A 13,172-nucleotide genomic window follows, 5' to 3' on the forward strand; every position below is an offset into this window, starting at 1 on the left:
CAATAGGTTTAACGCATTAGGGATAGATTTAAATTTTTTATCTTAAAAAACCATTTTCAGCTAAAAACGCCATACTAATATCGCTTTTAGCATTATCATTTTGCTCTTGTGCTGCTTTGTCACCCATGATTAATCTTTCTAAATAACGGGCAATTACATCGACTTCTAGATTCACTTTAGTGCCCACTTTATAAGAGCCAATAATGGTTTCTTGTAAACTATGGGGAATAAGTGTCAGCAAAAATTTAGCGCCATTCACTTGGTTCACTGTCAGGCTAACCCCATCCACAGTAATTGACCCTTTTTCTGCAAGGTATTTAGCTAATTCATCAGGAGCTTTAAGCCAAATTTCAACATACCGACCCACAGTTGTCACCGACAATACTTGGCCTACCCCATCCACATGACCACTGACTATGTGGCCACCTAAACGGCTGTTAGCTTGCAATGCCTTTTCTAAATTAACTTTATGACCGGCTTTATAGGCAACAAACCCTGTACGCTTAATTGTCTCATGGGACACATCAGCACTAAAACCGTTAGACGACATAGCGACAACCGTTAAACACACACCGTTATTGGCTATACTGTCACCCAGTTTAACGTCGCTCATGTCTAATTTGTTGACGTCTATCGACAACCTAATGTCTTCACCTGTAGGGGTTAAACTTTTGATGACACCTACATCTTCAATAATTCCGGTAAACATAGTCTCTCGATAACTTTATTTTTGATTAACTGAATACTAATTAACTGACTTCTTGTTAAGCAGCGCGGTGATTTTAATATCCTCGCCCACTTGCCTCACATCGGTGATAGACAAATCCACCACCTCTTGCATTGACTCGATAGGTAAAATATCAAAAAGATTTTGACCGGCTGCCCCTATTAATTTGGGCGCTTGGTACAAAATCAATTCATCAACCAGATTATTTTGTAACAAAGCACCTGCTAACTTAGCTCCTGCCTCAACCCAAATATGATTTAATTGCATATCTGAGAGTTTAGACATCACTGCAGGCAAGTCCAATTTGTTATTATTAAAGGGCGCTTGCCATTGCTCGACGTGCTCTGCAAATTCATGTTGACTTACTTGGCCATTAATTAATAACACATCACCTGCTTGATTTTTCTGTATAGACTGCAAACAAACTAAACTGCTAGGTAACTGATTACGGCCATCTAAAATCACCCTTAGGGGTTGGCGCAGATTACCTAGAAGTAAGTCATCGGCGGATAAACCTAACTCGGCATATCGCACGTTAAGTGAGGGGTTATCGGCCATCACAGTACCCGAGCCAGATAAAATAGCGCAGCTTTTTGCTCTATGACGTTGCACATCTTGGCGGGCCATCGGGCCGGTGATCCATTGACTTAAGCCATTTTGCAAGGCGGTTTTACCGTCTAAGGTAGAAGCTAATTTGACTGTTACCCAAGGTTGACCGGTTTTCATTCGTTTAATAAAACCCCGATTAAGTTGTTCAGCAGCAGAGGTTAATAAACCTGTTGCAGTGACAATACCGGCATTTTTTAATTTCTGTACTCCCTCACCTGAAACCAAAGGGTTAGGATCTTCCATGGCAATCACCACTCGGCCAACTTGACTATGGATCAAAGCATCAGCACATGGAGGTGTTCGCCCTTGATGACTACAAGGCTCTAGGGTGACATAAGCGGTTGCACCTTTTGCAAGCTCACCTGCTTGCCTTAAAGCATGTACTTCTGCATGAGCTGTACCGGCTTTGTGATGCCAGCCTTCACCGACAATGTTGCCAGTAATATCTGCTATTACACAGCCCACATTAGGATTAGGCGAGGTCGTAAACTGACCACGTTTAGCCAACTGAATAGCGCGGGCCATGAACTGGTGGTCTAACTTTGAAAATTTTGTCTCTGACATTTAAAACCAATAAATTGAATAATAAGATAAGGCTTAGTCGCCTAAGCGGGCAATCTCTTCGCCAAACTCACGGATATCTTCAAAAGAACGATATACAGAAGCAAAACGCACATAAGCCACTTTATCTAACTCTTTTAAAGCATTCATAATTAGGTTGCCTAAAAATTCACTGCTGATTTCGCGCTCACCAGTGGCCCGTAAAGAAGACTTTAAACGACTAATACATTGTTCAACCTGCTCGGTGCTCACAGGGCGTTTTTCTAATGCCCGTTGCAAACCTGCACGTAACTTATCTTCGTTGAAAGGTTCTCTGGAACCATCCCGTTTAACCACTCTAGGCATTACCAACTCAGCCATTTCAAAAGTAGTAAAACGTTCTTTACAAATTGTACATTCACGTCTGCGTCTAACCTGACTGCCATCAGCCACCAAACGAGAATCAATAACTTTAGTTTCTTGCACAGAACAAAATGGGCAATACATAGTGATTTCTAATTAAAACGGATTAATTCGCCTAAATTAACAAAAATCAGCCTCTAGGCATACAAGATATACAAAAAAAGCCGACACTAGGTCGGCTTTAATAATATGTATATATGTTTTAGCTGATATTTAATTATCTAGCCATAAACAGGGAAAGCTTCACACAAAGCGACAACTTCACCTTTAACACGAGCAATCACAGCTTGATCGTTAATGTTATCCAACACATCACAGATCCAGTTAGCCACTTGTTTTGCTTGCTCTTCTTTAAAACCGCGACGTGTGATAGCCGGAGAACCAATACGTAAACCACTGGTCACAAACGGTGAACGTGGATCATTAGGTACAGAGTTTTTATTCACTGTAATGTTAGCCGCTCCTAGTGCCGCGTCAGCATCTTTACCAGTGTATTCTTTGCCAATCAAATCTAATAAGAACAAGTGATTGTCGGTTCCGCCAGACACAACTTTGTGTCCACGTTCTTGAATAACAGCCACCATAGCTTTGGCGTTTTTCACCACTTGCTGTTGGTACACTTTAAATTCTGGTTGTAACGCTTCTTTAAATGCCACGGCTTTAGCAGCAATCACGTGACACAAAGGACCACCTTGTCCACCAGGGAAAACCGCACTATTTAGCTTTTTATAAATAGCTTCATCGCCACAAGCAGATAGAATCAAACCACCACGAGGACCCGCTAAGGTTTTGTGAGTAGTAGTAGTGACAACGTGTGCATGAGCCATAGGGCTTGGATAAACACCCGCTGCTACTAAACCTGCAACGTGCGCCATATCAACTAATAGATATGCACCTACTTTGTCAGCGATTTCACGGAATTTCTGCCAATCAACAATACCTGAATAAGCAGAGAAACCGCCGATGATCATTTTAGGTTTATGTTCAATGGCCAAAGCTTCAACTTGCGCCATATCGATTTCACCCGTATCTGGGTTTAATCCATATTGAACCGCATTGTAAGTTTTACCTGAAAAACTAACAGATGCGCCGTGAGTCAAGTGACCACCGTGAGCTAAGCTCATGCCTAAAACAGTATCACCAGCATTCAATAACGCCATAAATACAGCTGAGTTAGCTTGTGAACCAGCATGTGGCTGAACGTTAGCATAATCACAACCGAACAATTGTTTAGCACGTTCAATGGCTAGATCTTCAGCAATATCTACGTATTCACAACCACCGTAATAACGTTTGTGAGGATACCCTTCGGCATATTTGTTAGTTAGCTGAGAGCCTTGGGCTTCAAGCACACGTGGGCTGCAATAGTTTTCAGAAGCAATGAGTTCAATATGTTGCTCTTGGCGTAGGTTTTCATGTTGAATTGCTTGGTACAATTCTGGATCGAAATCAGCAATATTCATATCACGTGTAAGCATTAGGTTTCCTCAAAATCAGGGATATATAAAAAGGGAAATAAAACAGCGGTCATTTTAGTGATTTTTACACATTTGTATACTTGCAATCGGGCATGAGAAACAACCAAAAGTTGTAACGCAAACCCGACAGTATTTGTAGACCTTAAAGTGCTTCGATTTCTGCACAAAATTGCAGACCAATTTGTTGACGAACTTCATCCATAATTTGGATAATGCCGATACTTTCATCGTGGGTCATCAAGTCACTAAAATGCTTACCGGCTTGGATACAACGCATTGATTCTTCTATTTGATATTCAAATCCGTTTACTTGATGTGGCATATCAATGGTTTCAACTAAACCATTTAAATCATAGATATGTGCTTGGTCGGTATCCCAAAACATAGCCGGCAACACGATATTGCCGTCTGAGCCAACAATAGTCATGGTATTTGGACAATGGCCTGTAGCTGAACAAGTAAACTGAGAATAACGTCCTGACGGATAATGCATGTTGACCAAAGTACTTTCGTCTATTTGTCTTTCACCTACGCGCCCCATAGCTTGGATCACATTAGGCTGTTCACCAAGCAAAGCTTGACTAACCGCTATGGGATATAATCCCAAATCTAACAAAGCTCCGCCACCTAGTTTAGGATCGTACAAGCGCGTTTCTTTTCTATGTTGAAAAGCAAAACCAATGGTTGAAGTGATATACTGAATATCGCCTATTACACCTTGCTCAATTTTTTCTTTAACCTTGGCTAAACAAGGCATAAACCGAGTCCAAATAGCTTCTTGTAAAAATAAATTTTTTTGCTGAGCGAGTTTTGTCAAAATCTGAATTTGTTGGGTATTGATGGTGGATGGTTTTTCCAACAATACATGTTTACCTGCTTCTAGACATAACTTAGCTTGGGGATAATGAAAACTATGGGGCGTGGCAATATAAATAATATCGATATTTGGATCATTCACCAAGTCTTCATAACTAGTATAAACAGTAGGAACATTATAGGTTTTAGCGAACGCCTGACCCCGTTCAACCGAACGACTCGCTACAGCAGTTAGCTTACCATGCTCTGACTGACTGATTGCTTCAGCAAATGTTTGTGCAATACTACCTGGGCCTAACACTCCCCAATTCATTGTTTTCATATTATTGATGTTTCCTTATGGCTAAGTACCAATTTAATGTCTAATTATTGGCATCTAATAATTAGACATAATTTTTAAAGAAGATAGTTTACTTATATGAATCGATATTAATCAATTATTTAACTTAAATTACTAATTGGAATTGATATCGACAATTGTTTTTAAATGTTTTTCCATTGTTTTTCTATGCACAAGTATTGGCGAATTGGTATTAAATAAACCTAAACACTAGAAATAAACTTAAAACAAAACTACACAATACCTTTTACCCAGCAGGCAGGGTGAATTAAACTATCTAAAATTTATCTAGAGAAACAATAAATGGCACAATACGTATACAGCATGTTACGGGTCGGAAAAGTCGTTCCACCTGGTAAACATATCTTAAAAAATATCTCTTTAAGCTTTTTCCCTGGCGCAAAAATCGGCGTATTAGGTTTGAATGGCTCAGGTAAATCAACCTTACTTAAAATAATGGCTGGCATAGACACGGATATTGAAGGTGAAGCTATCCCGCAAACTGGATTAAAAATTGGTTATCTTCCTCAAGAACCACAACTAGACGAAACTAAAGACGTGCGTGGCAACATTGAAGAAGCAGTACAAGACGTAGTCCATGCACTTAAACGCATTGATGAAGTTTATGCTGAATATGCCGAAGAAGGCGCTGACTTTGATGCTTTAGCCAAAGAACAAGGTGAACTTGAAGCGATTATTCAGTCGAAAGACGGCCATAACTTAGACAACGCTTTAGAACGTGCAGCCGATGCATTACGCCTGCCACCATGGGATGCGGATGTTAGCAAATTGTCTGGGGGTGAACGTCGCCGCGTCGCACTATGCAAATTATTACTCGAAAAACCAGAAATGTTATTACTCGACGAACCAACCAACCACTTGGATGCTGAGTCTGTGGCATGGTTAGAACGTTTCTTACATGACTATGAAGGTACTGTCGTAGCCATTACCCATGATAGGTATTTCTTAGATAACGTAGCCGGCTGGATCTTAGAGCTAGACCGTGGCCAAGGTATACCTTGGGAAGGTAACTACTCTTCATGGTTAGAACAAAAAGATGCCCGTCTTGAACAAGAAGAAAAAACCGAAAGTGCACGACAGAAATCGATTAAAACAGAATTAGAATGGGTTCGCTCAAATGCTAAAGGTCGACAATCGAAAAGCAAAGCACGTATGGCTCGCTTCGAAGAGCTAAATACTGGCGATTACCAAAAACGTAACGAAACCAGTGAATTATTTATTCCACCTGGCGAGCGTTTAGGTGACAAAGTATTTGAAGTCACAGGTTTACAAAAATCTTATGGTGATCGGTTATTGATCGACGACCTAAATTTCAAAATGCCTAAAGGTGCCATAGTCGGTATTATCGGCCCGAACGGTGCGGGTAAATCAACCCTATTCAGAATGTTAACCGGTCAAGAACAAGCGGATGCAGGTACAATTGATATAGGCGACACAGTGCAATTAGCCAGTGTAGATCAATTCCGTGACCATATGGACGGAAAAAATACCGTTTATAAAGAAATTTCTGATGACTCAGACATTATCCGAATTGGTAATTTTGAATTAAACAGCCGAGCTTATTGTGGACGTTTTAACTTTAAAGGCTCAGACCAACAGAAGTTTATTAAAGACTTGTCTGGTGGTGAACGTAACCGAGTGCATTTAGCCAAACTGTTAAAAGCTGGCGGCAATGTATTGTTACTGGATGAGCCAACCAATGACTTGGATGTTGAAACCTTACGAGCATTAGAAAATGCCCTATTAGAGTTTCCTGGTTGTGCCATGGTTATTTCCCATGACAGGTGGTTCTTAGATAGAATTGCCACCCATATCATGGATTATCGTGACGAAGGTAAAATTAACTTTTTTGATGGTAATTACACTGAATACTCTGCTTGGCTTAAAGCGACATATGGAACAGATGTTGTTGAACCTCATAGATTGAAATACAAAAAGATTAGTAAGTAATCTGAATATTGCTAACCAACGCAAGCTTCGGCTTGCGTTGGTTATTTATCATTCTGATTTTTAACGAGATAACTTAATTCTTTATGTGGACGGTTTTCATGTAAAGCCTGCCAAAAAGCTGAAACTATAGTTTTATTTTTTTGATAGTAATCTAAGTTGAATGGAGCATATACGTTACTTTTCAGTACAAAACCTGAAGTGACACTTAGTTTCTCTGACACATCTGGTTGTTTCACAAATGCATCGGCAAACGATCTAGCAATCACATAACCGTCTAAACGACCATTTTCAATTAATTTAGCAGCCGTTTTTAAATCTGCATTTACAGGGCTTAACAGATTTTGTTGTTGTAAAAATTGATAAGCCACATAACCAAATGGAGCACTGAGTCCGCTTACAACTCTTGTTCGATAAGTATTAATATTAAGTGAGTTATCTTGATAAAAAATTGAAGGTGTATTTGTTTCGACTGTATCAAAAGGGCCATTTTTCTTAACTATAATGGGATATTCGTTTTGATACATATATTGTGGATCATCTGGAAAAGCAAACTCAGTCTGTCGTTCGGGGGTTTTAATCATAAGCAGTAATCCTTGTAACTCACCACTTTTCACTAAGGATTGACACCTTAACCAAGGAAATCGAACAAATTTTACTTGTAAATCTGCCTGCTGTGCTGATTTCACAACAATATCGATTAATATCCCTTCAACATTATCTTGCCCATTGGGTCCTGCTTGCAGATAGGGTTTATAATCGTTATTTTCAATACATAGTTCAATTTTTTTATTCGCTTGTGCTATTTCGCATATGCCTAGTAGCACAACAAATAAAAGTACCTTGAATATATTAAATCTTACGCCTAAAACTTTAATCACCTAATTATTTTTATCGACAGTGCCTTACTATCAACTCATACGACTAGGTTAACCATTAGACATTAGTCTATTGTAACAATTATCAGATAAAGCTTAATTCAATATTTTTAAAGAATAAAACAATATCACTATTGTTTTATTCCCTTGCTCTAATCAACAGCCCCTAAAGTTATAGGCTTTAATTTTTCTGCTGTTTGATTTTTACACAACTAATAAACCATCACTGGTCCTTCTAACACTGCAGACGGTTGATCTACTTGGGGTAAGGTAATACGGACATTAACCTTATTCAGTCGTTCTTGTATTTTTTGTCCCCACAAAGTCAGAGTAGTTTTTTCATAAGGTTTTAACTCAGGCACTTTACCTTTAGCAAACAACTGCCATTGGCCATCTTTTTGATATTCAATATTCACAGTGGTCGCTTTGGCTGGTGCTTGGCCAAAGTTTTCAATTTCTATCTCAGCCTTTAAAGATTTAGCATTGAGTGAAAATTCAGGAAACTTGCTTGATAAGTGCGGTAATTGATATTCCACCCAAGGTAGGCGGGCGAAGCCAAACAAAGGTTCTCCTTGGTTAGTTTTACCCAACAATTTAGCCGCAAAATTGTCGCTAGTAAAACCATGGCCCTCGCCAGCAAATGTAATCACTAAATCTTCACCTTGCTCAGTAGTTTTTAGCACTTTACTGCCACGGCCAAAATTGACTTCCTCAGATGCACCAAAGCGTAATGAACTTAAGTCGATATCTTCTTGCGGATCAAAACCGGGCTCAGCTTTGACTAACAAAGATATTTCTGCAGTATCTGTCGATATTTGTTGTGGACTCAAAAACTCAAGTAAACGCCCTACTCTTAAGGGGATACTAATATTTTTAGAGCTGTGATTATCACTGCCCATATCTTGTTTTTTAACCGTATCATTAACGGCAAAATTAGCTTGATAAGCTCGGCCATATTGATCTTGTAATACTTTAATTCGCTCGAACTTATACCAGTCTTCTACTCGGCCATCTTGATGTTTAGCAATGCCGGGTAAGTAAGCGGCGCCGGGGTCAAGTTTCCAGTTAAAGCCATCTTTAGAGCGCATGTAATAAGCCACTCGACCTAACCAATCGTTTACAATCAGGTGATATTGTACATCTGACTTCCACACAACTGGATCTTCATAACGACCGTCATAGGGTGGATACACGGTTTGGGTTGATACCAAATTATACGGCGGCAAACCTGATTCACTGATCCAGACCCCACCACCTCGGCCCACCATTAACATCGAGCCATCTTCCCGTTGGGTAAAGGTATTATTTGACATATGATCAACTAACTCACGCTGGCGAGTATCGTAAGTAAAAGGTTTCTTTTGCCACGGGCCACTCAAATCTTCTGCTAAATAATAATAAAAATCAGAAAATTTATGCACGTATAAAAAATAGCGACCATCTTTTAATTGCTGCATTTCAGGGTTATGCCCAGGCCCAACTACTTGCGCGACTTTATACGGGCCAATTGAATTGTCTGATACAGCATGTACCACTTCTGAACGAGGCCATGCCATGTGACCTTTTGGATCATCTTCACGCCAGCGGCAAACAAATAAATGATGTTGACCTTGCTCATCGATATGAATATTACCGCCCCAATAAGACCATTCTGGATCTTCTAAACCATTATTCAGATGACGAGGTTTAACTCCCTCTAGTCCCCACACATCAGAAGATAACTCCCCTACATCGGGCAAAGGCAAAAATCGATCAATAAAACGACTGCCTTGCACTAAACCGTCCCATTCTTTGGGTAATTCTCTTTCAACAATTTCAGCCCAAGAAGGCGCAATTGCAGCAAATGATAGCGCCACTGTAAAAGCGAGATGTTTTTTCATTGATTTCATATTGTCCCTTTTATTCATTATTCTTGTTTTTGTAATTCAGTAAAAACAGCAGCAGTGGCTTTGTCGCGATAAGGCCAACCTTCGTTACTTTGTTTACTGCCTGCTGTGGTTCTGCCATCTTTTATGGCGGTAGCTAATAAAGTCACCAATTGTTGCACTTTTTCTGGATACTGTAATTCAAGGTTTGTGCTTTCACTGGGATCATTTTTTAAATTATACAACTGCACTAACTTTGCTGGTGTAACTTGATTTTGCCAAGGTAACGCCCAGCCGCCGCCATCGCCTGTTGTCATAAGAAGCTTCCAATCCCCTTGCCTAATCGCAAATTGACCTTTTATAGAATGGTGAATAGTAAAAGGTCTAACGGCTTTATCATTGCCCATTAAATTGGCATAAAACGAAAATGAATCTTCCGCAGCGTTATCAGGGATCTGCTGCTTTTTGCCTAACATGTCGGCAAATGTGGCAAAAATATCAGTGCTATTAATAGTTTGTTCACTGGTTTTCCCCGCTGCTATTTTATTAGGCCACTTCACAATAAAAGGGACTCTATGACCACCTTCATAAATATTCGCTTTGGCACCACGATATGGGCCTGAGGGGCGATAACCCGCTTTGATCATTTTTGGAATTTCTACATAGGGCGCAAAACCATTGTCAGCCGTGAACACCACCATAGTATCGTCTTCTAGGCCTGAGGCTTTTAACTCAGCCAATATTTGCTCAACCACCCAATCAGTTTCAGCCATAAAATCAGCATAGGTGCTGTATTGAGGATAACGACCTTTAAACTTTTCTCCCGGTGTAACTGGGGTATGCGGCGAAGTTAGCGCTACGTATAAAAAGAATGGCTGATCTTTATTATTTGTGGCTTTATCTTTAATGTAGCGACGGGACTCAGTTGCCCATTTTGCTAGGACAGTATTGGCATTGAAGTCTTTATCAGCGGCACCAATACGCTTGTAATCATTATATTCGTTATGGGCAAAGCCTTTATTAACCGTGGGGATTGATGTCGCTTGGTTATCCTTTAAATAAACATAAGGAGGCATATCTAAAGACGACAAAATGAAAAATGCCTGGTCGAACCCTTGATCAACAGGGCCGTTTTTGAAAGGTTGGCTGTAATCAATTAACCAAGAACTAGGTTGTTTGTACTTTTGTTCAATATGCAATTCAGGATCATTGCTTTTATCTAACAGTTGCCAATCAACCCCCAAATGCCATTTTCCCACCAGCCCCGTTTGGTAGCCTGATTGTTTTAGCATCTTGGCTAAGGTTAAACGATTTGCATCCATTAACGCTGGAGACGTAGCCTTCACCAAAGCGGCACTTTTTAAACGGCTGCGCCAATTGTATCGACCAGTTAAAATACTGTATCGTGTAGGTGTACATACCGAAGAACTGGTATGAGCATCGGTAAATTGCATACCTTGCTCTGCTAAGCTATCAATCGCAGGAGTGGGGATTAAACCACCAACATAACTTGGTTCTCCAGCCCCCATGTCATCCACCAAAATAAAAACAATATTCGGTTTTTTGTTAGTCAGCACTCCACTTTTGGCAGGTGCTTGAGTGACCGTTTGGCCACAAGACAATAAACCTAAAGTGCTTAGAATTAGCATTAAAAATGCAACGACTCGCACACATTGTGTCGATTGGAACATATTTAGAATTGTTTTTTTTAAGTTCATTATTTTTTCTTTTTAAAGCTAATATTTGCGTTTTTATAATCGTATATGCCTGAGCGTACAGTCGTGGCAGTGAATGGGGCATGATCATTAAATTGTTGTTGAGTTAGTTTCATCTGCGTCACTAACTCAGCTAATTTTCCTTGATACTGTGCTGAGCCCACTAGATCATGTAATTCATTTGGATCATTTTCTAAATCAAAAAGCTGATTTTTATCGAGCTCTGTGTAACGAATTAACTTCCATTTACCATCAGAAATAGAACGAAACTTATCTTTAAACGCATTAAACATATAATCTCTAACTTCTGTTTTCTCTCCCTGAATAAGCGGTTTTAAGCTTTGTCCTTGCACACTTTTTGGTACAGCTAGATCAACAAGGTCAACTAAGGTCGGAAAAATATCGTACAGGTAAGTTAAGGCCTGTGAGTTGGAGTTTCCTTTAATATTAGGTCCTGATATCACTAAAGGAGCTTTAATTGCATCTTCATATAAACTTTGTTTGGCCATCAATCCATGACTTCCCATTGATAAACCATGATCAGAAGCAAATACAATATAAGTATTATCATATTCACCACTGGCTTTTAACGCTTTGATGACTCGCCCAATTTGCTCATCCATTTGGCTAATTAATGCATAATACTTTTTAATTTCATCTTTTATTTGTGACGCTTCTCTTGGAAATTTTACTAACTTCTCAGCCCTAACTTTTAATTCACCTTGGTCAAAAGGATGATAAGCCATGAAATTCATAGGTAGCGGAATGTCTTTGTTATCATACATGCGTAAATATTTTTCAGGTGGAGTACGAGGGTCGTGAGGGGCAGTAAAAGACACAAACATAAAAAAGGGTTTATCTTGTTCTCGATGGTTTACAAAATTAACCGCCGCATCGGCAAAAAGAGTGCTCGAAAATCCCTTAACCGTTTGATAATCATTTTTACCGTATTTTTCTGAGGTTTTATCAAATGGCCAAATTTTAACGTCAGTATGGCTGCCCATACCGGTCATAAATAAATTGTCACCAGAATCAAAACCCGTTTTAAAAGTAGGCGCATCTTGATGCCACTTCCCAGTCATAAAGGTGTGATAGCCATTCTGACGAAAATATTCAGGCATAGTGATAGTGTCCACTTTGCCCTGTTCCCCTTCTGGTGCTTCCCAAGGTACTAAATAACTACTGGGTATATTGAACAAGGGCCTGCCAGTTAAGATCATAGCTCGACTTGGCGAACAAACTGCAGCTGAGGTAGACCCCATATTATAGTTATTACGAAACGACACCCCTGATTTAACTAGAGCGTCAAGGTTAGGGGTAATGATGTGTTGATTACCAAAGGCAGCGATCGCATCTGCTCTTTGATCATCAGACAAAATAAACAGAATATTAGGTGTTTTAGCACTGGCGATATTGCTAACGCTAGCAGTTAAAATACACAGCCATAACAAAATTAATTTTTTCACTTCAGCTTTCCTTGGATACATCAACATACAATTGACTTTAATTTATTCACTCCAAACTAAACCAAATTAAACTTACAACATATGTTTTACATGTAAATTTACCGCTAAATAAAAAAATTAACCATATTTTTCAATGTATTAAATAATAAGATTAAGTAAAGACAATTTATTTGCTGCTGATCTATACATTTCCTTTACATATTATGGCAACTAATTCCTTTCGAATCGTATATGATAAGAACTTAACCTATTAAAATTGATAAAGATTTATTACGTGGTTCAAGAATATTTTTTCGCCTTCAAAAACTGAGTTATTAGCGCAACTAGAGCGCATTAATAAAAGCAAC

At 39.3% G+C, this 13,172-nt stretch carries 10 protein-coding genes; 1 reads left to right on the forward strand and 9 read right to left on the reverse strand.

What is annotated here, in order from left to right:
* Positions 1 to 37 precede the first annotated feature (37 nt).
* From GQR87_RS14745 to GQR87_RS14765, 5 genes are all read right to left on the reverse strand, one after another.
* Entirely contained in the window at positions 38 to 709 is a 672-nt protein-coding gene (locus tag GQR87_RS14745) for a riboflavin synthase (protein ID WP_158970600.1), read from the reverse strand.
* Positions 710 to 745: 36 nt separating this feature from the next.
* Positions 746 to 1,900 (reverse strand): bifunctional diaminohydroxyphosphoribosylaminopyrimidine deaminase/5-amino-6-(5-phosphoribosylamino)uracil reductase RibD, encoded by a 1,155-nt coding sequence (gene ribD / locus GQR87_RS14750; RefSeq protein WP_158970602.1) that lies wholly within the window; start codon positions 1,898 to 1,900, stop codon positions 746 to 748.
* A gap of 33 nt (positions 1,901 to 1,933) precedes the next feature.
* Entirely contained in the window at positions 1,934 to 2,383 is a 450-nt protein-coding gene (nrdR, locus tag GQR87_RS14755; protein ID WP_158970604.1) for a transcriptional regulator NrdR, read from the reverse strand.
* 137 nt (positions 2,384 to 2,520) lie between these two features.
* The gene (glyA, locus tag GQR87_RS14760; RefSeq protein WP_158970606.1) at positions 2,521 to 3,777 is read right to left on the reverse strand and encodes a serine hydroxymethyltransferase; all 1,257 of its coding nucleotides are present in this window, start codon (positions 3,775 to 3,777) and stop codon (positions 2,521 to 2,523) included.
* A gap of 142 nt (positions 3,778 to 3,919) precedes the next feature.
* Positions 3,920 to 4,915: a Gfo/Idh/MocA family protein gene (locus GQR87_RS14765; RefSeq protein ID WP_158970608.1), complete on the reverse strand. Its 996-nt coding sequence runs from the start codon at positions 4,913 to 4,915 to the stop codon at positions 3,920 to 3,922.
* A gap of 321 nt (positions 4,916 to 5,236) precedes the next feature.
* On the opposite strand from GQR87_RS14765, the gene ettA reads away from it, so the two are divergent.
* On the forward strand, positions 5,237 to 6,904 hold the full coding sequence (gene ettA / locus GQR87_RS14770) for an energy-dependent translational throttle protein EttA (RefSeq protein WP_158970610.1): 1,668 nt from the start codon (positions 5,237 to 5,239) through the stop codon (positions 6,902 to 6,904).
* Between the two features lie 41 nt (positions 6,905 to 6,945).
* Here ettA and GQR87_RS14775 read toward each other — a convergent pair whose 3' ends face one another.
* From GQR87_RS14775 to GQR87_RS14790, 4 genes are all read right to left on the reverse strand, one after another.
* Positions 6,946 to 7,782, reverse strand: a complete 837-nt coding sequence (locus GQR87_RS14775; RefSeq protein WP_158970612.1) for an ABC transporter substrate-binding protein — start codon at positions 7,780 to 7,782, stop codon at positions 6,946 to 6,948.
* A gap of 209 nt (positions 7,783 to 7,991) precedes the next feature.
* Positions 7,992 to 9,668 (reverse strand): glycoside hydrolase family protein, encoded by a 1,677-nt coding sequence (locus GQR87_RS14780; RefSeq protein ID WP_199271623.1) that lies wholly within the window; start codon positions 9,666 to 9,668, stop codon positions 7,992 to 7,994.
* A gap of 17 nt (positions 9,669 to 9,685) precedes the next feature.
* Entirely contained in the window at positions 9,686 to 11,362 is a 1,677-nt protein-coding gene (locus GQR87_RS14785) for an arylsulfatase (RefSeq protein ID WP_158970614.1), read from the reverse strand.
* Complete coding sequence (locus GQR87_RS14790) at positions 11,362 to 12,825, reverse strand: sulfatase-like hydrolase/transferase (RefSeq protein ID WP_158970617.1); 1,464 nt, start codon at positions 12,823 to 12,825, stop codon at positions 11,362 to 11,364. Before GQR87_RS14790 ends, GQR87_RS14785 begins: the two co-directional genes overlap by 1 nt.
* Positions 12,826 to 13,172 lie beyond the last annotated feature (347 nt).

The sequence above is a fragment of the Paraglaciecola sp. L3A3 genome, assembly GCF_009796765.1.
Classification (GTDB): domain Bacteria; phylum Pseudomonadota; class Gammaproteobacteria; order Enterobacterales; family Alteromonadaceae; genus Paraglaciecola.

Bases quoted from the DNA above. Each gene is read 5' to 3' on its own strand.
- GQR87_RS14745 (WP_158970600.1), bottom strand. From the start codon at position 709: ATGTTTACCGGAATTATTGAAGATGTAGGTGTCATCAAAAGTTTAACC.
- ribD (WP_158970602.1), bottom strand. From the start codon at position 1,900: ATGTCAGAGACAAAATTTTCAAAGTTAGACCACCAGTTCATGGCCCGC.
- nrdR (WP_158970604.1), bottom strand. From the start codon at position 2,383: ATGTATTGCCCATTTTGTTCTGTGCAAGAAACTAAAGTTATTGATTCT.
- glyA (WP_158970606.1), bottom strand. From the start codon at position 3,777: ATGCTTACACGTGATATGAATATTGCTGATTTCGATCCAGAATTGTAC.
- GQR87_RS14765 (WP_158970608.1), bottom strand. From the start codon at position 4,915: ATGAAAACAATGAATTGGGGAGTGTTAGGCCCAGGTAGTATTGCACAA.
- ettA (WP_158970610.1), top strand. From the start codon at position 5,237: ATGGCACAATACGTATACAGCATGTTACGGGTCGGAAAAGTCGTTCCA.
- GQR87_RS14780 (WP_199271623.1), bottom strand. From the start codon at position 9,668: ATGAAATCAATGAAAAAACATCTCGCTTTTACAGTGGCGCTATCATTT.
- GQR87_RS14785 (WP_158970614.1), bottom strand. From the start codon at position 11,362: ATGAACTTAAAAAAAACAATTCTAAATATGTTCCAATCGACACAATGT.